Source organism: Corynebacterium sp. sy039 (genome assembly GCF_007904105.1).
Classification (GTDB): Bacteria; Actinomycetota; Actinomycetes; order Mycobacteriales; family Mycobacteriaceae; genus Corynebacterium.
On record NZ_CP042325.1, the window covers coordinates 1,136,456 to 1,160,766 of the forward strand.

General features: G+C 45.6%; 20 protein-coding genes and 1 tRNA gene. 6 read left to right on the top strand and 15 right to left on the bottom strand.

Annotation, left to right across the window (positions count from 1 at the left end):
- Positions 1-15 precede the first annotated feature (15 nt).
- The 5 genes from FQV43_RS05145 to FQV43_RS05165 all read right to left on the bottom strand — a co-directional run bounded on the left by FQV43_RS05145 (position 16) and on the right by FQV43_RS05165 (position 7,136).
- Positions 16-717 (bottom strand): HAD family phosphatase, encoded by a 702-nt coding sequence (locus tag FQV43_RS05145; protein WP_146339285.1) that lies wholly within the window; start codon positions 715-717, stop codon positions 16-18.
- 78 nt (positions 718-795) lie between these two features.
- Positions 796-4,398 (bottom strand): methionine synthase, encoded by a 3,603-nt coding sequence (gene metH / locus FQV43_RS05150; RefSeq protein WP_146340426.1) that lies wholly within the window; start codon positions 4,396-4,398, stop codon positions 796-798.
- Positions 4,399-4,465: 67 nt separating this feature from the next.
- On the bottom strand, positions 4,466-4,900 hold the full coding sequence (locus FQV43_RS05155) for a hypothetical protein (RefSeq protein ID WP_144272893.1): 435 nt from the start codon (positions 4,898-4,900) through the stop codon (positions 4,466-4,468).
- A gap of 57 nt (positions 4,901-4,957) precedes the next feature.
- Entirely contained in the window at positions 4,958-6,223 is a 1,266-nt protein-coding gene (gene mshC / locus FQV43_RS05160; protein WP_146339287.1) for a cysteine--1-D-myo-inosityl 2-amino-2-deoxy-alpha-D-glucopyranoside ligase, read from the bottom strand.
- Between the two features lie 52 nt (positions 6,224-6,275).
- Positions 6,276-7,136, bottom strand: a complete 861-nt coding sequence (locus FQV43_RS05165) for an undecaprenyl-diphosphate phosphatase (RefSeq protein WP_185967156.1) — start codon at positions 7,134-7,136, stop codon at positions 6,276-6,278.
- Between the two features lie 154 nt (positions 7,137-7,290).
- Between FQV43_RS05165 and FQV43_RS05170 the strand changes: the two genes are divergently transcribed.
- Both FQV43_RS05170 and FQV43_RS05175 read left to right on the top strand, forming a co-directional pair.
- Positions 7,291-8,469 (top strand): hypothetical protein, encoded by a 1,179-nt coding sequence (locus FQV43_RS05170; protein ID WP_146339289.1) that lies wholly within the window; start codon positions 7,291-7,293, stop codon positions 8,467-8,469.
- A complete protein-coding gene (locus tag FQV43_RS05175; RefSeq protein WP_146339291.1) occupies positions 8,435-9,541 on the top strand; it encodes a quinone-dependent dihydroorotate dehydrogenase in 1,107 nt (368 codons plus the stop codon). Before FQV43_RS05170 ends, FQV43_RS05175 begins: the two co-directional genes overlap by 35 nt.
- 32 nt (positions 9,542-9,573) lie before the next feature.
- On the opposite strand, the gene FQV43_RS05180 is transcribed toward FQV43_RS05175, so the two are convergent.
- Positions 9,574-9,960 carry a hypothetical protein gene (locus FQV43_RS05180; RefSeq protein ID WP_146339293.1) on the bottom strand — a complete coding sequence of 129 codons (387 nt, stop codon included), beginning with the start codon at positions 9,958-9,960 and terminating at the stop codon, positions 9,574-9,576.
- Positions 9,947-10,483, bottom strand: coding sequence for a YbhB/YbcL family Raf kinase inhibitor-like protein (locus FQV43_RS05185; RefSeq protein ID WP_146339295.1), 537 nt, complete (start codon positions 10,481-10,483; stop codon positions 9,947-9,949). Before FQV43_RS05185 ends, FQV43_RS05180 begins: the two co-directional genes overlap by 14 nt.
- A 284-nt stretch (positions 10,484-10,767) precedes the next feature.
- Between FQV43_RS05185 and FQV43_RS05190 the strand changes: the two genes are divergently transcribed.
- Positions 10,768-10,853, top strand: a tRNA-Leu gene (locus tag FQV43_RS05190).
- A gap of 33 nt (positions 10,854-10,886) precedes the next feature.
- On the opposite strand, the gene meaB is transcribed toward FQV43_RS05190, so the two are convergent.
- From meaB to FQV43_RS05205, 3 genes are all read right to left on the bottom strand, one after another.
- Positions 10,887-11,978 (bottom strand): methylmalonyl Co-A mutase-associated GTPase MeaB, encoded by a 1,092-nt coding sequence (meaB, locus tag FQV43_RS05195; RefSeq protein WP_144272899.1) that lies wholly within the window; start codon positions 11,976-11,978, stop codon positions 10,887-10,889.
- A gap of 66 nt (positions 11,979-12,044) precedes the next feature.
- Complete coding sequence (scpA, locus tag FQV43_RS05200; protein ID WP_146339298.1) at positions 12,045-14,246, bottom strand: methylmalonyl-CoA mutase; 2,202 nt, start codon at positions 14,244-14,246, stop codon at positions 12,045-12,047.
- A gap of 2 nt (positions 14,247-14,248) precedes the next feature.
- Positions 14,249-16,060 carry a methylmalonyl-CoA mutase family protein gene (locus FQV43_RS05205; RefSeq protein WP_146339300.1) on the bottom strand — a complete coding sequence of 604 codons (1,812 nt, stop codon included), beginning with the start codon at positions 16,058-16,060 and terminating at the stop codon, positions 14,249-14,251.
- Between the two features lie 287 nt (positions 16,061-16,347).
- Here FQV43_RS05205 and FQV43_RS05210 point away from each other — a divergent pair, with 287 nt between their 5' ends.
- Complete coding sequence (locus FQV43_RS05210) at positions 16,348-17,058, top strand: TVP38/TMEM64 family protein (RefSeq protein ID WP_144272902.1); 711 nt, start codon at positions 16,348-16,350, stop codon at positions 17,056-17,058.
- 38 nt (positions 17,059-17,096) lie between these two features.
- Entirely contained in the window at positions 17,097-17,690 is a 594-nt protein-coding gene (locus tag FQV43_RS05215; protein ID WP_146339302.1) for a MarR family transcriptional regulator, read from the top strand.
- 11 nt (positions 17,691-17,701) lie between these two features.
- Here the strand turns inward: FQV43_RS05215 and FQV43_RS05220 are convergent, their stop codons facing one another.
- From FQV43_RS05220 to FQV43_RS05230, 3 genes are read right to left on the bottom strand one after another with little or no spacing between them, the layout of a single operon-like run.
- Positions 17,702-18,871, bottom strand: coding sequence for an SPFH domain-containing protein (locus FQV43_RS05220; protein WP_144272904.1), 1,170 nt, complete (start codon positions 18,869-18,871; stop codon positions 17,702-17,704).
- Positions 18,872-19,312, bottom strand: a complete 441-nt coding sequence (locus FQV43_RS05225; RefSeq protein WP_144272905.1) for an NfeD family protein — start codon at positions 19,310-19,312, stop codon at positions 18,872-18,874.
- A 54-nt stretch (positions 19,313-19,366) separates the two neighbouring features.
- On the bottom strand, positions 19,367-20,209 hold the full coding sequence (locus FQV43_RS05230; protein WP_146339304.1) for a DUF3097 domain-containing protein: 843 nt from the start codon (positions 20,207-20,209) through the stop codon (positions 19,367-19,369).
- 54 nt (positions 20,210-20,263) lie between these two features.
- On the opposite strand from FQV43_RS05230, the gene FQV43_RS05235 reads away from it, so the two are divergent.
- Complete coding sequence (locus tag FQV43_RS05235) at positions 20,264-21,058, top strand: hypothetical protein (protein WP_146339306.1); 795 nt, start codon at positions 20,264-20,266, stop codon at positions 21,056-21,058.
- A gap of 9 nt (positions 21,059-21,067) precedes the next feature.
- On the opposite strand, the gene FQV43_RS05240 is transcribed toward FQV43_RS05235, so the two are convergent.
- Both FQV43_RS05240 and FQV43_RS05245 read right to left on the bottom strand, forming a co-directional pair.
- Positions 21,068-22,210: a ferrochelatase gene (locus FQV43_RS05240; RefSeq protein ID WP_146339308.1), complete on the bottom strand. Its 1,143-nt coding sequence runs from the start codon at positions 22,208-22,210 to the stop codon at positions 21,068-21,070.
- A gap of 84 nt (positions 22,211-22,294) precedes the next feature.
- Positions 22,295-24,103 (bottom strand): DIP1281 family NlpC/P60 protein, encoded by a 1,809-nt coding sequence (locus tag FQV43_RS05245; protein ID WP_146339310.1) that lies wholly within the window; start codon positions 24,101-24,103, stop codon positions 22,295-22,297.
- Positions 24,104-24,311: the final 208 nt, after the last annotated feature.

Consider the following 24,311-nt stretch of genomic DNA (forward strand, 5'->3'; position numbering starts at 1 on the left):
GTAGCTGCGAAAAAATCACAGCACTGAATTTAGGCTGATGCGAGCAAACCACTGTTGCACCAGAGCAGCATCCACTGACTCAAAGCTAATGGAACCGCATAGTTCACGCATGGGATACACCCCTTGTGGGAGTGGATCATCACAGTGTTCCGGCAACCCAATAACATGAGCACCTGACTCTATAGCTGCCGTCATTCCTGTAAAAGAATCCTCAAAAATGAGACACTCTTCCACAGCAAATCCCAGTAGTTCAGCAGCCTTAAGATAAATATCGGGTGCAGGCTTGGGAGATTCTACTTCATCACCACAGATAACGAAATCGAAATACTCATCACCAAGAATTTGCATTGCTGTTGTTGCTACAGCACGCTCAGTATTAGTAACTAATGCCATAGGAATCCCTGCGCTACGTAGATCTTTGAGTAGCTCAGTTACACCAGGACGAATCTCAAGATGCTCATTCATCAATGCAATGACCTGCGCATACAGTTCCTCGCGCCATTGTTGACGATCAATAGTCTCTGGATCTAAACCGATATAGCGAGAAATAACATCGAAACTGAAATTAACATTCCCGCCCCGAGTTTGTCGAAGATGATCTGAAGTTATGCGTTTACCTTTATTCTCGCTTAGCTCAATTAATGCTTGTTCCCACAAATACTCTGAGTCAATGAGTGTGCCATCCATATCCCACATAATCGCTTTGAGCATGATCATTAGTGTATCAAAAGCTCACCGCATACAGGCACATACAGTACATACCCAGTCAATAGCACTCACTGGGTATCACACACATCACACATTAAAGTATTTTGCTTCAGGGTGATACAGCACAAAGGCATCCGTCGATTGTTCAGGATGCAACTGCAATTCCTCTGAGAGTTCCACACCTATGCGTTGTGCATCAAGCAATGTCACCAATGTACGACGATCTTCTAAATTAGGACAGGAGCCATAGCCAAAGGAATATCTTGCTCCGCGATAGTCAAGATCGAAAAAGCGCTCCAAATCTCTAGCGTCTTCGTCGGCAGCATAACGACCATCAGAAAAACGCAATTCACTACGCACTCTAGCATGCCAATACTCAGCCAACGCTTCAGTCAATTGCACTCCGACGCCATGCACTTCAAGATAATCACGGTAGTTATCTGCGCTAAAAAGCTCATTAGCAAACTCTGCAATAGGATTGCCCATCGTCACTAGTTGCATGGGAAAAACGTCGACACTATTGGTTTCCTGCGCTAGTTCTTTACTGCGAATGAAATCCGCAATACATAAAAATTTTCCTCGCTGCTGACGTGGGAAAGTAAAACGGGCAATTTCTTTAGCACTAGGGGTTGGTTCTTCTAAAATGATAACCTCATCGCCTTCAGAAACAGCTGGAAAATATCCATACACCACAGCCGCATGATCTAAAATACCTTCAGCTTTGAGTCGATCAATCCAGTAGCGTAAGCGTGGACGTCCATCAGTTTCTACTAATTGTTCATAGCTTAATCTATTGCCGCCACGACTTGTTTTAAGCCCCCAACGTCCCATGAATAACGCACGCTCATCAACAAGAGGTAAGAACTCAGATAGCGCTATGCCTTTCACGATTCTCGTTCCCCAAAAAGGCGGTGTCGCTAGCTCAGTATCATAAGCAACAGCACTTCGCTGAGGTACCACGATGGGTTCTTGCTCTGCTTTGCGTGCAGCAGCAATTTCCTTAGCTCGCGCACGACGTTGCCTATTACGCTCTTGTTTTTCTTTTGCAGCTAATACAGCTTGTTCATCATGCAGGCTCGAAACTTCACCACGAGCGCGTGCCATAAACTCATTCATCAAGCGCAATGACTCAAAAGCATCTTTTGCATAGAAAACATCGCCCTCATAAACCTGTGTCAAATCATCTTCGACATAAGCACGCGTTAGCGCTGCCCCACCAAGAATCACCGGATAACCAGCGTTACCGGTGTCATTCATCTCCTGTAAGTTTTCTTTCATAATCACAGTGGATTTCACTAAAAGACCTGACATACCAATGGCGTCAGCTTTATGCTCTTGCGCTGCTGCCAAGATATTGCCAATTGGTTGCTTAATACCAATGTTGACTACGTTAAAACCATTATTGGACAAAATAATATCGACTAGGTTTTTTCCGATGTCATGGACATCGCCTTTGACAGTCGCAATGACAATTGTCCCCTTAGAACCAGAATTATCCTGTGCGTGCATGAATTGTTCTAAATAGGCCACAGCTTTTTTCATCGTTTCCGCTGATTGCAGCACAAAAGGCAATTGCATTTGTCCAGAACCAAATAGCTCACCAACAGTTTTCATGCCAGCCAAAAGATCTTCATTGACAATATCGAGCGGACTTTTTTCTTGCATTGCTGCATCTAAATCCGCTTCCAGCCCATTTTTTTCCCCGTCGATAACGCGCTGTGCAATGCGCTCAAACAATGGCATGGCAGCTAACGCTTCTGCACGGGCATCTTTAGCTGAAGCAGCTGAAACTCCCTCGAATAGTTCCATAAACGTTTGCAAGGGATCATATCCCTCACGACGACGATCATAGATCATATCCAGAGCTACTTCGCGTTGACGTGCATCAATGCGATTCATTGGCAAAATTTTAGAACTATGTGCAATCGCAGAATCAAGACCAGCTTGAATACACTCATGAAGAAAAACAGAATTAAGCACCTGACGCGCAGCAGGATTAAGCCCAAAAGATATATTTGATAACCCAAGAGTGGTATGTACGCGAGGATAGCGTTTCTTTATCTCTCGAATAGCGTTAATAGTTTCAATACCATCACGCCGTGTTTCTTCTTGACCAGTAGAAATAGGGAAAGTGAGCGTATCGACGATGATATCTGACTGGGCTAATCCCCAGGTATGCGTGATATCGTGGATTAGACGCTGAGCAATTTCTACTTTTTTCTCCGCAGTACGTGCCTGTCCTTGTTCATCAATAGTCAGTGCAACAACCGCTGCCCCATGTTCTTTCACTAACCGCATAATGCGTTGATATCGTGAGTCCGGACCAGCACCATCCTCAAAATTCACCGAATTAACAGCACACCGTCCACCAAGGTGTTCAAGCCCAGTGCGAATCACCTCAGGTTCCGTAGAGTCAAGCATGATTGGCAATGTAGAACTCGTCGCCAGTAAAGACGCTAATTGCGCCATATCTGCGCGTCCATCCCGCCCAACATAATCCACGCAAAGATCTAACATATGCGCGCCATCTCTGGTTTGCTGCTTTGCAATATCAACACACGTTTCCCACTGCCCAGCAAGCATTGCTTCGCGAAAGGCCTTAGAGCCATTAGCATTAGTGCGCTCACCAATCATGGTAATACCAGTATCTTGAGTAAGGTTTACACTGGTATAGAGCGAAGATACAGCATCATCAGCCGATACTTCGCGCTGCATTTTTTCCACTCCAGCTACATCTGCACTACCCACAATTGCGTCTCGTACAGCACTAATATGCTCCGGAGTAGTCCCGCAGCATCCGCCAACCATGGAAAGACCATAATCGAGCACAAACCCACGCAATGCCTGAGCTAAATCAGCAGCAGATAATGGGTACTCAGCTCCATTCTTACCAAGAATAGGCAGACCAGCATTAGGCATCACCGAAATAGGAATCTGAGCATGCCGAGATAGATAACGCAGATGCTCATTCATTTCATCAGGACCAGTGGCACAGTTAAGCCCGATCATATCAATTCCGATATGTTCCAATGAAGTTAATGCAGCACCAATTTCCGATCCCAGTAGCATCGTTCCAGTGGTTTCTACTGTGACATGGCAGATAATGGGCAGCCGCAGACCCAACTCAAAAAACGCTTCACGACAACCATGTACCGCAGCTTTTACTTGCAATAAGTCTTGAGCCGTTTCTACTAAAATGGCATCAGCACCTGCTTCTACCATTCCTAATGCAGCTTGCGCATAGTACTGCTTAATCTCCGCATAGGAAATATGTCCTAGAGAAGGAAGTTTTGTTCCCGGTCCTAGAGAACCAACCACCCAACGACGCATTCCCGCACGTCCAGGCCCTAAATCATCCGCTACCTCGCGGGCAATTTTTACTCCCTTATATGCTAATTCACGACATCTATCAGCTATGTCATAATCAGCAAGATTGGGGAGATTACAGCCAAAAGTATTTGTTTCAACAAGATCTGCACCAGCATCAAAATAGGCACGGTGAATAGAACTCACGACGTCGGGACGCGTGTCATTGAGAATCTCATTGCATCCTTCTAAGCCAAGAAAATCTTGTTCAACGTCGAGATCAAATCTTTGTAATTGCGTTCCCATAGCGCCATCACCGATAAGAACGCGCTCATGTAGGGCATCGAGAAAATCTGATTTTAGTTCTAGTGCTGAAATATCCATCAAATAGACAGCTTAGTATGTTTGTGCACGTGCATTAAACCAACAGTCTAAAAATGAATATATAATTTCAGTCTTCCCCATCGACTTCATCGAAGCTATCGTGTCTCATTGCCAGATCCTCCCAGGAAGGAATCGCACTAATACGCTCTGAAGAAACACCAAGATGACGAAGAGCATCATGGATAATTACTTCAAGATCAGCAATTTCTTCGTCTTCTACAATAGGAGCCTCAGGGCAACGTCGCTCATTAAAAAGCATTAATTGCTGATAGAACTCACTAATATGCTGCGTCAAAGATTCATCTGTCTCGCAGTGATGATCCAAACTCAATACATAACGCTCAATGAGGGCTTTTAATTCTGGCAATGCGGAAACATCAAAAGGTTGCGACCACGTTGGCACCTCCGCATCGCGTACATAGGTTCCTGATCCAAAGTCTGATAAAAACTCAATAAACTCATCAATACGTGGTTGGAAAGTATCTGATAATAGAGGGCTCATAATCTATCCATCTTTGAGGGGTACGATGCTTTTACCTTCATCTGGATCATATCCCACCTAGTGATCAAGCACTACTCCAAGTAGTGCATTAAACGCATCAGCCACGAAAGCACCTGCCTCTGTCTTTACAGGTTCCCCTTGAGCGGCAGCACTATTAAGAACCTCCTGAGCCCACTGATCACTATGTGCTAAGGCTGTGGGGGTATCAAGATCATGTGCTAACGCCGTTCTGATTTTCTGCACGATACGGGTAGCACGCTCAAAATCGTATTCATACTTAGCAGCACGTGACCACAAAGTTAATCGCTGTTGAGCAGTCTCTAGTACTGTGGTAGACCAATCTCGATCCTGACGATAATGACCAGCATAAATCCCTAGTCTAATAGCTGAGGGAGCATAACCTTGATTACGTAGCGCAGAGACAAAAACAAGATTCCCTAAAGACTTACTCATTTTTGTGCCATCAAGACCAATCATGCCGGTATGGACATAATGCTCAGCCATACGAGAACTACCACAGCTTGCCTCTGCATGAGCAGCAGAAAACTCATGGTGTGGGAAAATAAGATCACTGCCACCGCCTTGTATGGCAAAGCTGGCACCAAGGCGAGTTGTAGCAATTGCTGAGCACTCGATATGCCATCCCGGTCTGCCTTTACCAAAAGGAGCATCCCAGAAAGGCTCACCTTCACGATGTGCTCGCCATAAGAGAGCATCAAGACTATCGCGTTTCCCTAAGCGCTGTGGATCACCTCCGCGTTCAGCAAAAAAAGTATCCATTTGTTCACGGGAATAATGCGATTCATACCCAAAATTTTTGGTCGCGGCAATGCTGGCATAGACGTCGGGATAACGCTGATCATCAACAATATACGCAGCACCCTTATCGAGAAGTGTTTGCACCATAGCAATAACCTCGTCGATAGATTCCATAGCTCCGACGTAATCCTGAGGGGGAAGAATTAATAATGCAGTCATATCTGACCGGAATAATTCAATCTGATCGCTGCCAAGCTCTTTCCAATCCACGCCATCGCGTTGTGCCCGCTCAAAGAGTGGATCATCAATATCAGTAACATTTTGCACATAATGTACTTTGTGCCCATTATCTAGTAACTGGCGATAAATAAGATCGAATGTAACATACGTAGCAGCATGACCAAGATGAGTGGAATCATAAGGGGTAATACCACACACATACATCCCTACCGGTTGATCCTTAACCAACACTGGTTTGATAATTTCATCTGCAGTGTCATACAAACTCAGTGGAATTGGATTGCCGTCAATGGCGGGAATAGTCGGATAACGCCAGGAATACATTTATGATCTTCGCCTTTCACTTTATGGGATATTTTTGAGCTAAGCCCAGTTACTACGCAGTCATTATTCCTGTACCAAGCAAAATCATGACAATAATGCCCACTGGAATACGGTATGCAGCGAACCAATTAAATGAATGATGCGATACAAACTTTAATAACCAGGCAATAGAGACGTAGCCAAGGATAAAGGCAATTACGGTCCCAACAAGTAATTGCATACCTGAAGCTGCCTGCCCTGCTTCTGGATTAAACGCATCACCTAAAGAAAATAATCCCGACGCTAACACCGCTGGAATCGCTAACAAGAAACTAAACCGAGCGGCTACCTCACGCTCTAATCCAAGGAAAAGACCAGCAGAGATGGTGCCACCAGAACGAGACACTCCTGGAATAAGAGCCAAACACTGTGCGCAGCCCATAATAAGCGCATCTTTCATAGTTAAGCGCTCAAAACTTCTGTGCTTTGTTCCCTTTTTTTCCGCAAGGATAAAGACAAAGGAAAAAGCAATGAGCACTGTGGCAGTAATCCATAAGTTACGCAAATTATCTCGAATAAGATCTTTAGCAAGAAAACCAACAACTGCCACCGGGATGGTACCAAAAATTACCATCCAGCCCATCGCATAGTCGAAACCGCGCTTTGTTCTATTCACAAGCCCCTGACACCACGCTACAAAAATACGCCAGATATCTTTGGCGAAATACACTAATACTGCTGCTTCCGTTCCTAGTTGTACTACCGCGGTAAAGGATGCACCTGCATCTTGCCCCCACAAAAGCTCTGAGATAATACGCAAATGACCCGAGGAACTAATTGGCAAGAACTCAGTTAAACCTTGAACAATGGATAATACAATCGTCTGAACCCACGACATACCAGGTGTATTTTCCGTCTGTGCAAGAAAAGTCATATCAATCACGAAGTTAAGGCTACTCTCCTGTTACTGAACTAGAAAGCAGCAACACACTTGTCGTTTACCTTGCGAAGAAACCACAGTTATCTTCTATGAGCAAAGAAAAGTCAATCAAAAATGCATACCGTGAAAGCTGGTAATGTGTGGAAGTGTGAAAAAGATGTTACGTGGTTCTTCATCGAAATGCGCACTCGCTTTAGGTAGCGTTGCCATTATTTCTACTGTCGTACTCAGTAGCTGTTCCTTGCCTAATGCTATTACAGAAAAAAGCGAAAAAGCACAGGAGGCCGTCGTTGGTAACGCAACTCCTGCGCATGGTGCGGTGATGCATGAACCAGAAGGACAGGTTGTCTCTCTTAAGCATCTTTTTGATGAGAATGCTGAACTTATCGATATGGAACAGGCTGGCGATATTCTTGCGTTACGCAGTCAGGATAAATTGATCGTCGCTAAGGCGGATGCTTTTCTCGACGCTCATCCTGCCCCGGACGATACGGATCTTACTACTTTAGAAATCGATAAATCCTGTGGTGATTTAACAGCGACAAAGGATACTTTTGTACTTGCTTGTCCTTCTGGCGTTGCATTGATCGATGCACAAAAACCACAGCTAGATAATGTTATCCCTAGTGAGCAACCACTCAATACTGCGGCACTAAGTAGTGATGGCACAATCGCTGCAGGAATAAAAGACACTGCTGAAGTAGTGTTATTAGACGCTCAGCAGAAAAAGAAGATAGCGCAATTTCCTGTTTCTTATCCTACCGACGAACTCATCAGCGTTCCGATTGACACTAAAAATAAGGACGAAAAGCAAAAGGATAAGCAAAAAAGCGATGCCTTTGTGCGTATTAATCGTCAGTATTCCATTATCCAAGATTTAGATTGGAAAAATAAAAAAGCAGGTGCGATGTTGCGAGTTGGCAAAGGTGTAGGCAGCATTAAGCCCGCAGAAGATGGTTTGCTGTTAGCCTCTGATAATGTTGGCAACCAGTTGGCCTTATATTTCGCTGACGACGTCATCCGATTGCAAAAAACCATTGGTGTCTATGATGCTCCTTGGGCAGTTGCTTGGGACAAAAATACAAACACAGCATGGGTTCATGCTGGTGCTCACAATAAAGCATTCAGTTATGATCCAAGCTCTGGTGATTTAATCCAAAAACAATCTTTTGGAACCATAGCGGATGTAAGAAATATGGCAGTCTTATCGGATGGCAGACTGGTTTTCGCTTCTACCGCTGATGTTGCGTTAGAGTTTATTTCCCCACAAAAAAAATTAGTAGAAGGTTCCCATGACAACTCATCCAATACGAACACAGCTCTATAATGCGCTACTGAAGGTTCTGTTTAGAATTCCCGCAGAACAAACTCATAGTCTGATCAATAGTGGACTCGATGTTCTCCAATTTCTCAGCCCAGTTAATCGTATTTTGGCAAAAAATCTTGCGGTCACCGACCCTATCTTAGAGCAGGAAGTTTTCGGTAAAACTTTCCCTCGACCACTAGGTTTAGCTGCTGGTTTTGATAAAGAAGCACACTGCCCCGATGTGTGGGCTGCAGTAGGTTTTGGATATGCAGAACTAGGCACAGTCACAGCGTCGCCACAGCCAGGCAACCCTACCCCACGGCTTTTTCGATTGCCCGCCGACAAAGCCTTGCTCAATCGCATGGGGTTCAATAACCCAGGCGCTGCCGAAGTAGCTAATAATCTGCGTCGGCGAAAATTCGATGACCTCATTGGCATTAATATCGGCAAAACTAAAATTGTTCCTTTAGAAGAAGCGGAAGCTGATTATCGTCGTTCTGCTTCATTACTAGGTGATCTTGCCGACTATCTTGTGGTTAATGTTTCTTCTCCTAATACTCCTGGTTTAAGAGATTTACAAGCAGTACAGTCCCTAAAACCAATTCTTTCTGCAGTGCAAGCAGCAACCACAACTCCGGTACTGGTTAAAATTGCCCCAGATCTTAGTGATGAAGATATTGATGCAGTAGCAGATTTAGCACTTGAACTGAAACTTGCTGGAATTGTTGCCACCAATACCACTATTTCGCGTGATGGCTTAGCAACACCAGCTAAAAAAATAGCTGAGTTAGGTGCTGGTGGTATTTCTGGCGCACCAGTGGCTCAACGTTCTTTAGCAGTGCTCAAACGACTCTATCAGCGGGTTGGCAATCAATTGGTACTAATTTCTGTTGGCGGTATCAGCACTCCTCAACAAGCATGGGAACGAATTGCTGCAGGTGCAACGCTGCTCCAAGGATATACCCCACTTATTTATGGTGGTCCTGATTGGATTAGGGACATTCATCTCGGTATTGCCCAGCAATTGCGAGCATACGGTTTTGGTTCTATCGCTGAAGCAATAGGATGCGAAAAACCGTGGACACTTGATTAGAGCATCAGTTTTGGGTTTTTATCCTTGAACAGCTACATACGAGAACGAATTATGAGCCCGCAAAGGATAAAACCAAAAGTGATACTCATGAACCACAGTATCTCTAGTGGAAACAGCACGGTATTATCTATAAGTCGACCAGCAGCAATAAGAGTAATCGCTAGTGATAATGCAATAACTTGGCTTTTACGCCCCTCTTGATATTTGCTCACAGTAGCAAAGGCTCCAAAAAGCCCTGAAGCTACAACAATCAAGACAACACGAATAGTCACAGCAAACGGCTCATCCCATGCCCATCCGTGTTGTAACACATTCAGAACAAAGAAAAGAGCTAATACGCATCCCATTGCCATGAATGCACCGGCAATACGCATTTGCCATGATAACTCTATTCTTTGCTCTTCTTTAGGTGTTTTCATACCAACCCCAGATAATCGAACGCGCGATTGAATGGAAATAAAGATTAAAACCTAGCACAGTGGGCGTTGATTCTGGTGTGATATCTAGTTCGGAGACATCGACAGCATGAACGGCAAAAAGATAACGATGTGGTCCATGTCCAGCAGGTGGTTGTGGACCATAGTACCCTATTGTGCCTGCATCATTTTCGAGCTCCGTTACTCCAGGAAGCTGCGCAAGATCGACGCTACCGCCCTGGGATACTTCTTGGACGCTAACTGGGATATTAAACACTGCCCAGTGCCAATAACCAGCAGCAGTCGGCGCATCTGGGTCAAAACACGTAATGGCAAGAGACTGTGTACCTTCTGGTAATTGTGACCATGCTAAATGAGGTGAAATATGCTGTGGCGCTGCATGGATATCATTGAGTTTATCGCCATGTGAGAAATCATCAGAGTGCAACTCAAAGCTGGGTAATTTTTTTAATGGCGCATAGGGATCAGGACCTGGAAAACGGGAATCATCAGCATAGTTACTCATGCCTCACTTTTTACCTTATTAGTGGGGATAATTACTACTTAATCTGTTTCTTGGATAGAAAAAGCAAAGGAAATCGAACATCAAGAACCATTTTCACCCCCAAATGTGAGGCACTGCATCTCGTTTTCTCGGATTAAGCAACCTGCAGTGCACTATATTGACCGAGCAGAAAAACATGCCAACAACTGAATAAATGCCCCTCTGACATTGCGATTTGCATAAATCCTCGTTGGGTCATTATAGTTTAGCGAGTGCCAGGCTGTTGCAGCCTTAAAACACCCTAAGCCCGGGTGGCGGAATGGCAGACGCGCTAGCTTGAGGTGCTAGTGTCCTACTAATGGACGTGGGGGTTCAAGTCCCCCCTCGGGCACTCAAATGCTGTGAGATCATCTCACAGCATTTTTTATTTCCCATCAAAAGCAGCCAGTATTTTCTCGGCAGCCAAGGTTGGCGTAATTTGTGCATTTCTTAATTGTCGCTCCACAATACTCTGTGCCTCTACTACTGATGGATCACTATTAAGCCGCTGCACAATAGTTTCATGAACCATTGACCACATCCATTGCACTTGCTGTTCCCGCCGCTTTCTATCAAAAACACCTTTCTCATGCATTATTTTCTGATGTTGCTGGACAGCATCCCAAAATTGATCAATACCGTTATTTTCCACTGCTGAAAGTGTCATTGTACGGGGATGCCATATATCTTGTTCGGGTCTTACCATCTTTAGGGCTGCTGCCAGTTCTCGCGCTGCTCTTTTGGCATTTTTGAGATTGTTACCATCAGCTTTATTGATGGCAACAATATCTGCCATCTCTAAAACGCCTTTTTTAATACCTTGTAGTTGATCTCCTGCACCAGCTAGCGCTAAAAAGCTAAAGCAATCAACCATTTGCGATACTGCAATCTCAGACTGCCCTACTCCTACTGTTTCCACCAATATGACATCGTATCCTGCTGCCTCAAACACTACTATTGCTTCTCTGGTAGCTTTGGCTACGCCACCAAGTGTTCCAGCAGAAGGTGATGGACGGATAAAAGCATTTGTGCTACGCGCTAATTTCGGCATACGCGTTTTATCGCCTAGAATTGACCCTCTTGTCTTAGTTGACGAAGGATCAATAGCAAGTACTGCCACTTTATGCCCTTCGGCAATTAATTTTGTTCCTAGTGCTTCAATGAAGGTCGATTTTCCTACACCAGGTACACCAGTAATTCCTACGCGCAAAGCATTACCGCTAAAGGGTAAAAGTTGCACTAATAGTTCTTGTGCAAGAACGCGGTGTGCCGGTGCTGTTGATTCTAGAAGAGTAATCGCCCGGGAAAGTATCGTCCTATTATGGGAACGCACGCCATCAAATAGTTCAGGAACATCAATTCGTTTTCGAGCTTGTTGCACTCGCTCAGGTGCGACGCGATAGTGTGCTCCGATTGCTGTACCCGCCACGGTGCTCAATGTACCTAAATTTTCTTCTAAAAAATCATGGGGAGACATATCTTTTCCTTGCCAGACGAATCATGCCAGCTGCGCGTTGGCGAGCTGGCATGACAAGTACAACTATTATTCTGGGCTGTTTAGGTCAAGGCCTAGACTATCTGCAAGTTTTGTAATCAAATCAATTGCAGATTCAGCAATAACAGTTCCCGGTGGATAAATTGCTACTGCACCGTCATCATATAATTCTTGGAAATCACCAGGTGGGATAACACCACCAACAGTAATCATAATATCCTCGCGCCCTAGTTTAGCCAGTTCTTCCTTGAGCGCTGGAACTAGGGTGAGATGTCCTGCTGCCAAAGAAGACACACCAACGACGTGCACATCGGCGTCGACTGCTGCCTGTGCAGCCTCAGCAGGAGTTTGGAATAGTGGTCCAACATCAACGTCCATGCCAAGATCAGCGTAAGCAGAAGCAACCACTTTCTGACCACGATCATGCCCGTCCTGCCCCATCTTGGCGATGTAAATACGTGGACGACGGCCTTCCTGCTTAGCAAACTCATCTGCTAAGGCAATAGCCTGAGCCACATTACTCATGGTTCCTTCTTTAGATACTTCATCTTTGTACACACCCGATAGGGTACGGATTTCTGCCTCATGACGGCCAAATACGACCTCTAATGCATCAGAAATCTCACCGACGGTTGCTTTGGCTCTCGCTGCGTCGACAGAAAGTTTGAGCAGATTCTGTTCCAAGTCACCTGGTTCTTTGTGCTCATTGCGTGCTGCTGCAGTTAGTGCTGCGAGAGCTTTTTGTACTTGATCTTCATCGCGTTCTGCACGTAGTTTTTCTAGCTTTGCCAGTTGCTCAGCACGTACTTTAGAGTTATCAACTTTAAGTACCTCAATGGCCTCGTCTTCGACAGCAATATACTTGTTTACGCCGATTAATGCCTGACGACCAGAATCAATGCGAGCTTGTGTTCTCGCAGCAGACTCCTCGATGCGTAGTTTAGGGATACCTTCAACTGTTGCTTGTGCCATTCCTCCAGCAGCTTCAACCTCTTCAATATGCTTGCGTGCTCTTTGTACGAGCTGCTCGGTAAGCCATTCCACATAATAGGAACCAGCCCATGGGTCTACAGGACGAACAGTGCCTGACTCTTGTTGCAGTAAAAGCTGAGTATTACGAGCAATGCGTGCAGAAAAATCAGTAGGCAGCGCTAATGCTTCGTCGAGAGCATTAGTGTGCAAAGATTGCGTATGCCCCTGGGTTGCTCCCATTGCTTCGATTGCAGTACGCGCAACGTTGTTGAACACATCTTGAGCTGTCAAAGACCAACCAGAGGTTTGGGAATGGGTACGCAGTGATTGCGATTTTTTATTCTTTGGCTCGAATTGCTCGACTAATTCACTCCATAGAAGTCGACCAGCACGCAATTTGGCAATTTCCATAAAGGTATTCATCGAAATACCCCAGAAGAATGACAAGCGCGGAGCAAACTTATCGACGTCAAGCCCTACTTCCTGACCAGCACGGATATATTCAATACCATCTGCAAGAGTATAAGCAAGTTCGAGATCCGCTGTAGCACCCGCCTCCTGAATATGGTAGCCAGAAATAGAAATGGAATTAAAGCGTGGCATCTTCAATGAGGTGTACTCAAAGATATTAGAGATGATGCGCATTGATGGCTTTGGTGGATAAATATAGGTATTACGCACCATGAATTCTTTGAGAATATCATTTTGGATCGTACCAGCTAATTGCTCTGGTGCTACGCCTTGTTCTTCAGCAGCAACAATATAGAGCGCTAAAATTGGCAACACAGCACCATTCATAGTCATCGACACAGATACGTTGCCTAAGTCAATGCCCTCAAATAGCTGACGCATATCGAGGATTGAGTCAATCGCTACACCAGCCATACCGACATCGCCAACAACACGCTCATTGTCGGAGTCATATCCTCTGTGTGTTGCTAGGTCAAAAGCAACAGAAAGACCTTTCTGACCAGCAGCAAGATTGCGACGATAGAACGCATTTGATTCTGCTGCTGTCGAAAAACCGGCATATTGGCGAATTGTCCACGGCTGATTGGTGTACATCGTTGGATAGGGACCACGCATAAAAGGTGGCAATCCAGGAAAAGAATCAAGTTGAGCAGCTGATACTTCTTCATTGCGATCTTTGCGCGTGAAAACTCGGGGAACATCAATGCCCTCTGGAGTAGACCAAACCTCATTTGTTCCTGCAGCTGTCGCGTCAAGAGTTTTTTCTGGCTCTGGTGAATACTGAGAAAAATCTGGAATTGTACTCATCGTTATGCTCCCAACTGTTCCAATAGCTCAGATAGTGTCTTTACTGCATCAATGGTCAGATTTAGGTGCCCGTCGACGGCTAAACCTGCTTTTGGAGAACCAGCCAATAAAATCGTTTTCTCTCCTTGTGCTCTGAGTAATTCAACTGCTCGGGCACCACTATTTTCATATTCTTGATCGGTGCCACAGATAACTAGCACGTCGCTTTCTGAAGCTGCAGCATTAAATTCCTCGCTGCCAAGCTCAATGGCACCAGGATTGACAACCGATATCCCACCTGAGGCAAGTAAATTGGTAGCAAAACCTGTACGAACATTATGCTTAGCCAAAGGTCCTAACGGAATAAGCGCAACGCATGGTCGTTGGCCATGTGCTTCTAAGTACGCATCAGAACGATTGCGTAATGCCTCAAAGTCGGCTGCCCATCTACGTACGTGGTCAGGCTCTACACGTTGTTGTGGTGTTAATGGCGCTTCAGCTAGGTTAGGAAACTCATTGATTGCAGTAATTTGCTTACGACGATGTGCAATATCCGCACGTATTGCCGCATATGATGAGTCAAGCAATTCATTGATTGCTCCAGCAGAATGAGCAGCTAAGAACCCGCCTTGAGCTTCAATATCACTAAATACCTGCCATGCTTTTTGGGTCAACTGGTTGGTTAGTTCTTCGACATAATAAGAACCACCGGCAGGATCAAGAACATGACCAAGATGAGACTCTTCAAGAAGTAATAGATTAGTATTTCGAGCGATACGCGCGGCAAAGGTACGTGAGGTTTTAGCTAAACCACCAGGTATTGCCCAGTCAAAAGGAAGAACCTCGACATCAGTTGCCCCACCAACGCCTGCAGCAAAAGCAGCTACTGTACAACGCAACATATTGACCCACGGATCACGTTGGCTAAACATGATTGGCGCGCTAAGAGCGTGCTGTGGTGCAGAACCATGCTCTGGATACCCCAGAATCTCAGCAACCCTAGCCCATAGTTTGCGAGCCACACGGAGCTTAGCAATTTGCGCAAATTGATCATCGCTAATGCTGTAGCGGAACGAAAGTTGATCAAGAACTTTATCAATATCTATCCCAGCTGATTCAAGACTTCGCACATATTCCACGCCTGCGGCAAGTGCTAAACCAACTTCTTCCGCATCAGTTGCGCCCTGATTGGCAAAGGAAACAGCATCAATAAGAATTGGGCGGACGTTGTCACGCTCAACTACCTTTTGCGCAAGGGCAATAGTTTCTGTCAGCGAAATACTTGGCGAATCGTCGACAAGCGAAGAAAGTGGTGTGGCACCTAACTCTAGGGAAACTGGCATATGCTCCTGAGAATCGGCAAACTCTAATAATTCCTCTGCAACAGCCAGAGTATCGTTGCCAGCTGCTAAACGAACTGGAGCTAGCGAAAGCATAACGCCTTTTAGCAGCTGGGCGACGGAAACTTTTCCAGCAAGGACAATATCGGTAGTACCATTAGCCATCGCGTCAAGAAGTTGCTCATTTGTGTTCTTGGCGTCAAAAGTCTCAGTGACACCCCACCCATAATTGTGAGCAGTAGATGCGTTCTTTGCGCCGCGCGTATAGGGAAAAGCACCGGGAGCTTGCAGCTCATCTAATTCATTTTCTCTGGTATAGAGTGGATTAATTTCTATCCCGTCATATGTGGTTTTTATGAGTTTTCGCCAAGAGTCGAGAGAAACATCTTCGACATTCTTCTTTTCTACACGCGCAAAAACACCTGCGACAGCTTTATACCACGCTTGTTGACTCTCGCTAAAATTTTCATCGAGTTGATAGTGTGTATCGACCACGCGAAACCTACTCTTCCTTCTATTTGGCACCGATTTTGCTAAGAAACCTTGCACTTTTCCATATGCTATCGGAGTGATGGTCCGCCACTGTGTGACCTATATTTGCTTAGATTCACTAAGTGTTCTCACTCGCAAAATCACTAGCTATTCTACTGTTCCCACCCCTTAATACAGGAAGTCTTATTTTCTTTTTCGTAAAAAACACCCCCGTACAGGTGAAAACCATGAGGAAACACTACGAATCATGTTCTCCCACAATGTTAAAAAGCACGCTAGGATGATAGGTTATGCGCATTCTCTCCACCATTTTCGATTTCTGCATTGAACTTTCTAAAGATGCGCTTGCTTCGTTCAGATCCTGGTCAATTCCCAAAAAAGTTATAGTCATCGGCCTAGTAGCGCTGTTTATCGTCGCTACAGTCTGTATTGACGCTCCTCCACTTGCCCAACTACAACAATGGGCGCATGATCTGGGATCAGTTTTTCCTCTGGTATTTGCGTTGCTTTATATCATCATCACTCAATTCCCCATCCCACGTACCCTCTTGACGCTATCCTCGGGGATTTTATTCGGCCCTTTATTAGGGTGTATCGTCGCACTGAGTTCAACAATGCTTTCAGCAGCTCTATCCCTTTTCATCGTGCGCAGCTTCTTGGGTGAATGGATCGCACCCCGTCTGCAACATCCTGCGGTTTATAGCATCAATGAGCGCTTAAAAACTCGTGGTTGGTTACCTATTATTTCACTGCGTATGATAGCTGGTATTCCCTTTTCCATTATGAACTATGCTGCAGCCTTGACTAGTGTGCCACTTGTTACTTTTGCGCTTGCAACTTTACTTGGTTCAGCACCTGGAACAATCACCACGGTTTTACTTGCACACTCCTTAACCGGGGACACAAATCCGTATTATCTTGTTATCGTAGTTAGCTTCGCTATCATTGGTTGCACTATTTTAGTGCTAGACTCTAAAAGAAAAGTCAAGTCTCCGGAGTAGATTTTACTTGGCGGTATTTTATCTCAGAAAGATAGTCTATGTTTGCAATTCATGCTAGGTATAGAGGGAAAGAACGTCGCAGAGCACAACTCGTGGAACGCTCTGCACAGGCTCTCTCAACGCTCAATGGTGTTGACTCTTTTCACGTAATCGGTGTGGAAGATATTGCAGCCACAATAGACTCTGCAGAAGGTGTGTGTGACACAATCATGGCACTGCTTTCTGCCCATGATTGGGCAATAGCACTTGCCATATCATGCGACGACACAGCAAACGATGAAGAAACAAAACAAAAAGTTCGCTCACTTGCTACACGCAGCTTAGGAACTCATGCCCGCAGTGGAACTGTAAAAGTAGTAGTACAACGGGATAAGAAAAAAGATGCAGCCTGGGCACAGGACATCCAGGCTGCTTTTACCATGCTCGCTTTTATACTTAACAAGCGTACCGCTGAAGGACGTGAGGCAACCTCATTGGTACGATCTGGACTTAACCAGAATGAGGCAGCTCACGAACTCGGTATTTCTAAACAGGCTATGAGCCAACGCCTACAAGCAGCTGGCTGGCAAGCAGAAATGGCCGGGTACACTCAAGCCATTAGCCTATTAGAACGAGTCATCAAAGAGCACTAGCTATATTGCTCTCATTCTTCAGGTAATGACTCAGAGGTATTTAGCTGGTCATCGGCAACTACTGCCTCACTAGAGATTTCTGCACCCATGGGAGAATCACTCATGGGACTATTGGCTACCGCATTTGCTGCTGCTACAGCAGCGGCAATCTCTGGATTAGACTCAGTGCTAAACCAATCTTCATCTGCATCACGCTCAAGGATTTCTTTGTCTTGTGCAGCTGCGTCGGCAGGCTCATAGCGGAACACACCATCATCGCCTTTTTTAGCTAATGCCTTGGCAAAATCTTCGAGTGCGTCACCAAATTGGCTAGGAATCATCCACATTGTAGAAGCCTCACCCTGTGCCATCTTTGGCAATTTTTCTAAGTACTGATAAGCAAGTACCTCTGGTGTGACCTGAGAAGAACGGATAGCAGCATTGACTTTCTGAATCGCTCGAGCTTCACCTTGGGCAGCTAAGAACTTCGCCGCACGCTCACCTTCAGCACGCAAAATAGTTGCTTGACGTTCTGCCTCAGCAGCCAAAATTGCTGCATGCTTTTCGCCTTCCGCGCTTAGAATCATCGCTTGCTTTTGACCTTCAGCTGTACGAATGTCTGCTTCGCGACGACCTTCAGCAGTCAAAATCATGGCGCGTTTCTCACGATCAGCTTTCATCTGCATTTCCATCGATTTCTGAATCGAAGGAGGTGGATCAATAGCTTTAAGTTCCACACGACTAATACGCAACCCCCACTTTGTGGTAGCGTCATCCAGTTCGCCCCTCAAGCGTCGGTTGATTATCTCACGTGAGGTAAGGGTTTCTTCTAAGGTCATACCACCTACGACATCACGCAATGTCGCTACAGAGATTTGCTCAACACCAACGATATAGTTGTCTACGCCATAAATTGCTTTTGCAGCATCATTGATTTGGAATGTCACCACGGTATCAATAGCAACTGTGAGGTTGTCTTTGGTAATTACCGCTTGAGGTGGAAAAGATACCACGCGTTCACGGGTATCAACTTTGGTGCGTACTTTATCAATCATCGGGATTAAGAAAGTAATTCCACCATCAACAGTTTTAATGTGCTTGCCAAGACGTTCAATCACTGCCGCTTGACCTTGTGGAATTAATTTTATTGTCTGGGAAATAAGCAATAACACCAGAACAATGATTACTGCTGCGACTATCATCTACACTCCTTTCCATACCACTGCAGTATTGCCATCAATGTCGACAACCTGTAGCTCTTGATCGATTTCATAGTCATTAGCCTCATCGGTGCTGTCAGCTGTGCGAGCACTCCACAATGAACCATCAAGACGCACCATACCGCGACCATTTCTGAATGGCTCTACTACAAGAGCTTTTTGCCCGAGTAATGCACGCGGCGACGTATCCAATCCGATGTTCTTGGTCATGTGCCGCTTTAATATCGGCTTGAGGAAAAATAATAAGCCAAAAGAAACACCTGAAAAACACACTAATTCAGCCCACAGTGGAACTGGCAAAAGCGCAATGCCTGCAGTAGCTAAAGCACCGGCTCCTAACATAAGAGCAGTTAATTCACCAGCAATTGCTAATTCTGCTATTACTAGCACTGCCGCTATAACCAACCAAATAATTGCTCCCACATGTACCAGCATAATGGATTAGGCAGCACAAAGTTATGTAGATGGGAAAAGAAACTACATGATGTCTTCTTTTGTTAAATGCGGATTGGTGACGAAATCGATAAGCCGCTCTACCGCTCCGATTAGGGAGGAGTCAAGATCCTTATAATTTTCTACAGCGTTATATACCCTATTCCATCCTTCTCGAGGATCACTCCACCCAAGTGCTTGGCATACACCTGTTTTCCAATCAACTCCATAAGGGATTTCTGGCCATGCTCGCATGCCGAGTTTCTGCGGTTTCACGGCTGCCCAAATATCAATATACGGATGTCCAGTCACCGCAACATCCGGACCTAGATTCTGGGTGAGTCGAGTTTCTTTGGAGCCTTCGATGAGGTGATCTGCTAATACACCAATACGCCTCTGTGGGTTGGGCTTAAACTGGGCTAAATAGCTAGGAAGATTATCAAGACCCTCCAGATATTCCACCACAACGCCTTCCACTCTTAAGTCATGTCCCCATATTTTTTCTACTAAAGCAGCATCATGGACTCCTTCAACCAAAATACGAGAAGGCAGTGCTACTCGTGCCTGTAGATTTTCTACTCGTCGAGAGCCCGAATGAGAAAGTTTCGGTTGTTGCTTTGGGACATAGCGAATAAGCGTCGCGCGTTGCCCTTCAACCAAGAAAGCACCAGGACGCATCTTGAATAACCGCTGCACCCCGTAGCGATCTTCCAGACGAATAAAATCACCGTCATATGTGCGCTCAAAGTTAATAACCGCACCAACGAAACCGTCGGCAAGCACTTCGACGACGAGGCCGGGTTGTGCCTCAATTTTTGGGTATTCTGGCGTTTTATTGCGTGCATGGCCAGAGAAAATATCTCCCGCGTACCGGTCATCAAAACTCATAAGGCACTAGCCTAACCAACTTGTGTGCGTGTTTGTATTAGGCTTGCCATAATTATGAGCACTATGGATTTTCGTTCTCAGGTTTATTCACCGATACAGAATATGGCACTATGGCTAGTAGCTTGGTTATATAATCACGTCTCGTATGATGACCTTTTAGAAGCATTAGATGAGCTTTCTGGTAGCCAGCAATCTGCCACCGGGGAACCTTTTATCGATTTGCTAGCAAGAATAAGGCAATACCATCAGCCCTTTTCTCAAAATACTTACACAGTACCTGTATCTTTTGCACTTGGGGGTATAGGAAATCCTATTGGCATCGCCCCCAGTCATCCTGCGTATGAGCTTGTCAAACAGGGCACAGGCGCATTATTTTTTAGTGGAGCAGATCTCGACTACGCTACGCTGATCCCTGTTGAAACAGATGGCTCAACTATCTGGCATTGGCATGAGAGTCAAGGAATCGCACCTGCACCATCTTATCTTTTACCAGGTCAAGCCGATAAAATGCTCAGTGACGCAACACGTGATGCAGTAAAGAGCATTGAACAAAATACCACTGCCGCCAAGATCCATGCAGATTCTCATGCGCTTAAGGCGTCCCAACCAAGGCTTTTGGTAGGCTCTCTCAATGATTTTTATGAAGCTCCAGGAATACCGCCCATGACACCTGTGCGCAGCGAAAAACTCATTGCACGAGCAAATAATGTTGCTGCCATCGTCGAAGCGCTTGTCTCCCGCATCGGCGACCACAGTTTTGATCACATTTTGTTCCCTTTAGGGCAGCATATTCGCCAGGCACGAATGAGCGCAGTAAATTATGCTTTTCTCGAATGGGCACGAACCTAAAATTACCGGCTAGCTATTCTCTCTAGTAGGTCTTGTAGGCCTTTTGGGCATATTGCAGCAACCCTTTTCACAAGGGGCGCCATTGAAAGAAACCCCTTTTGAGGCTACTGAACCACAATGCTGCGCTATATCGGGATGTAGTGTTTCATTCATGAGACTCACTACAAGTTGTGCAAAACGCTTTTCACTACCAATAGTGCGTGCTCGAACAACAGTCATCCCTAGTTGGGCCGCTGCATCTTGCAACTCATGATCGAGGTCCCATACCACTTCCATATGGTCAGAGATAAAACCAATGCTGCATACGACCATAGCTTTTACTTCTTGCTGTGCTAAGTCGTGAGCATGATCGACGATATCTGGTCCCAACCACGGTATTTTCCCATCACCAGAAGCCGATTGCCAGACAACATCGTAGTTATCAATATCCAATTCTTGCGCAACTAATGCTGCTGCTTGTTTGACTTGTCGTGAATATAAGGCACCATCCTCAACGGTACCTGAAGCCTTATCCGCAACAATAGGAATAGAATGAGCGCTAAAAACCAGCCGTGCTTCCTCTTGCAGCTGCTGTGGAAGTTGAGCAAAGGCGCAACGAATCGCCTGGGCATTTTCCTGAATAAATACCGGATGATCAAAAAACTGCCGCATACGAACAAAATTCATTTTCGGTGCATCATGTGCAGCCAATGTATCAACAAGTTTTTCTATGTCTTCACCATATTGCCGACATCCCGAATAGCCTCCCCACGCGCTTGTCGCGAAAACCAACACATTGCGAATGCCTTGTGCTGCCATATCACTCACGACGTCGTGAGCAAATGGATGCCAATTTCTGTTTCCGAAAAAAACCGGAATATCAAGATTTTGCTGCACAAGCTCTGCTTCGATATTTGAGATAAGTTCTCGGTTTAGTTTATTAATCGGACTTACTCCACCAAAATGGTAGTAGTGGGCTCCTACTTCATCCAGGCGCTCAGGAGGGATACCTCGACCACGAGTTACATTTTCTAGAAAAGGACGAACATCTTCCATCCCCTCTGGTCCGCCAAAAGAAAGAACCAAAAGGGCATCAACATCCGCAATTGACCAATCAAAAGTTTGACTAGTGACACAATCAAAATATGGGGAGTCTTGTTCATATGAACTCATAAAATTACCGTAGCACCGACTGACCAGAAACAAAATTGCCAGCGAACTCATAAAAGTTCACTGGCAAAATACAACTCTTATTTTTTAGAGCAAACGCACTGCATAAGGACTCATTCCGCTCCAACGAACAGGAGAAATCTGAACTGTAGAACCCGACTGTGGCGCTTCAATCATCGTGCCATCTCCCAAATAAATGGCAACGTGATATTCAGCATTAGGTCCATAGAAAATCAAATCACCGCGCTGCATATTTTCTGGCGATACTTTTGTACCGCGTTCATACTGGTATCCAGTGTAGTGCGGCAAAGATATTCCAACACCCGCGTAGGCATAAAGAGTTAAACCAGAACAGTCAAAGCCAACTTTATTGTAGTCCCCATATGAATCAGCAACTCCACCATCACGAATACCTAGCGTAGGACCATAGGCATTACCGCCACCCCAAGCATACGGCATACCAATTTGAGACATAGCGCGAGCAATAACAGTTTCAATCTGCTGCTCTCTAGAGCTACCGCTCAAAAGCTGTGTAGTCTGTTGGCTAACAGATTCAGATGATTCTAATTTCACCACATCCAAATCTGCAAGTTCTGAATTCACTGATTCAGCTACTGCTGCATTTTGCACTGCAGGCACGCTTGCCTGTTCAGTACTATCACTCACATTCTGATTCGCAGGAGTAGAAGTATCTGTATGATCCGGCTGCGATGCAGCCACAAGTGCTTCAGCAGCCTGGGTGGCCGAAGAATCAGCTTGCTCACTTTCTTGTTGTGCTGATTGTGCGTTTGCTGCTTCTTCTTCAGCTTTCTTACGCGCGGCCTCAGCTGCCTCAGCCATTTCTTGTGCCTTGCGTTCTGCTTCAGCACGCTCTGCCGCCTTCTTTGCAGCTGCCTCAGCCGCTGCCTTTTCTGCGGCTTTTTCTTCTGCAGCCTTGCGTGCAGCTTCTTCCTCAGCAGCTTTGCGTTCTGCTTCCGCACGTGCCGCCTCTTCAGCAGCCTTTTTGCGTGCGGCCTCTTCCTCAGCAGCTTTACGTGCAGCTTCCGCACGTGCTGCTTCTTCTTCAGCTTTCTTACGCGCGGCCTCAGCTTCTACATATGCCTGGTATTCAGCACGACGCCCAGTCAAGTTTGAGACATTGCCTTTAGCCTCATCTAACTCAATTTGCGCCTGAGCACGACTTGCCACCAACTCATCATGCTCAACCTGACGTTGCTTAATTTTTGCCGCAGACTCACTAATCGCTGCCTGCGCGCGCTCCTGCGCAGCCTCCGCCTCTGCCTCTTGCTCATCTGCGTAGTTACGCGCAACACGTAACCTAGATTCTTCGTTAGCCTGTTCGGTGCGCAAACGATCTAATTCGTCGATTGCTTCACGCTGCTTTTCAGCAGTAGTCCTCAAATATGTCTGGCGATCAAGGGAGTCTTCAGAATTAGCTTTTCCAGACATACCGCTAACCCCTGCCGAGGTCGCACCTTGACGATAAGCAGTACGTGAGATTTCGTCGAGCTGCTGTTGAGCTTGCTCAATCTCGCTTTGAGTATGATCAAGATTGGAACGAGCGGCAGAAACACCACGACGAGCTTGTTCTGCTCGAGATTGAGCATCATGCAAATCAACAAGACTCTTGTTCACAGATTCACGCAACGCGCCCATCTCTAACTCTAGTGCAGCTAATTCTGAATCAGATTCAGATATAGATGCAGCGAGATCTGCAACCTTGCCCTGCGCACCAGTAACAGCCCCTTGTGCTGAAGAAATTTCTTCATCAGAAGGATTCACAGGTTGTGCTGTTGCAGGAACAAGACCTGCAGAAAAACTCAAACACAGAGCTGCCGCAACAACACTACGTGATACAGACCTCGCCGTACTGTCTCCGAAGTTGTATTTACGCACCTAAACTCCTTGCATTCTTACCCAAAGTCAAGCCTGAGGGCAAGACTCCCGATCGGTTTACACTCAATCAATGGTCGTAACAACGACCGATTTAATGAGCATGACCCACGTACATACTTTCAACCCGACTACAGCTATTAGCAATTGCGCGCATGCTTCCCCACATACCCAATTTCCAATAGTGCACATCCTCCATAAAGGAGATAGT

What these genes read in the sequence shown, in the direction of transcription:
- FQV43_RS05145 (WP_146339285.1), bottom strand. Translation starts at nt 717, where the DNA reads ATGATCATGCTCAAAGCGATTATGTGGGATATGGATGGCACACTCATT.
- metH (WP_146340426.1), bottom strand. Translation starts at nt 4,398, where the DNA reads ATGGATATTTCAGCACTAGAACTAAAATCAGATTTTCTCGATGCCCTA.
- FQV43_RS05155 (WP_144272893.1), bottom strand. Translation starts at nt 4,900, where the DNA reads ATGAGCCCTCTATTATCAGATACTTTCCAACCACGTATTGATGAGTTT.
- mshC (WP_146339287.1), bottom strand. Translation starts at nt 6,223, where the DNA reads ATGTATTCCTGGCGTTATCCGACTATTCCCGCCATTGACGGCAATCCA.
- FQV43_RS05165 (WP_185967156.1), bottom strand. Translation starts at nt 7,136, where the DNA reads ATGACTTTTCTTGCACAGACGGAAAATACACCTGGTATGTCGTGGGTT.
- FQV43_RS05175 (WP_146339291.1), top strand. Translation starts at nt 8,435, where the DNA reads ATGACAACTCATCCAATACGAACACAGCTCTATAATGCGCTACTGAAG.
- FQV43_RS05180 (WP_146339293.1), bottom strand. Translation starts at nt 9,960, where the DNA reads ATGAAAACACCTAAAGAAGAGCAAAGAATAGAGTTATCATGGCAAATG.
- FQV43_RS05185 (WP_146339295.1), bottom strand. Translation starts at nt 10,483, where the DNA reads ATGAGTAACTATGCTGATGATTCCCGTTTTCCAGGTCCTGATCCCTAT.
- meaB (WP_144272899.1), bottom strand. Translation starts at nt 11,978, where the DNA reads ATGTCTCCCCATGATTTTTTAGAAGAAAATTTAGGTACATTGAGCACC.
- scpA (WP_146339298.1), bottom strand. Translation starts at nt 14,246, where the DNA reads ATGAGTACAATTCCAGATTTTTCTCAGTATTCACCAGAGCCAGAAAAA.
- FQV43_RS05210 (WP_144272902.1), top strand. Translation starts at nt 16,348, where the DNA reads ATGCGCATTCTCTCCACCATTTTCGATTTCTGCATTGAACTTTCTAAA.
- FQV43_RS05215 (WP_146339302.1), top strand. Translation starts at nt 17,097, where the DNA reads ATGTTTGCAATTCATGCTAGGTATAGAGGGAAAGAACGTCGCAGAGCA.
- FQV43_RS05220 (WP_144272904.1), bottom strand. Translation starts at nt 18,871, where the DNA reads ATGATAGTCGCAGCAGTAATCATTGTTCTGGTGTTATTGCTTATTTCC.
- FQV43_RS05230 (WP_146339304.1), bottom strand. Translation starts at nt 20,209, where the DNA reads ATGAGTTTTGATGACCGGTACGCGGGAGATATTTTCTCTGGCCATGCA.
- FQV43_RS05235 (WP_146339306.1), top strand. Translation starts at nt 20,264, where the DNA reads ATGAGCACTATGGATTTTCGTTCTCAGGTTTATTCACCGATACAGAAT.
- FQV43_RS05240 (WP_146339308.1), bottom strand. Translation starts at nt 22,210, where the DNA reads ATGAGTTCATATGAACAAGACTCCCCATATTTTGATTGTGTCACTAGT.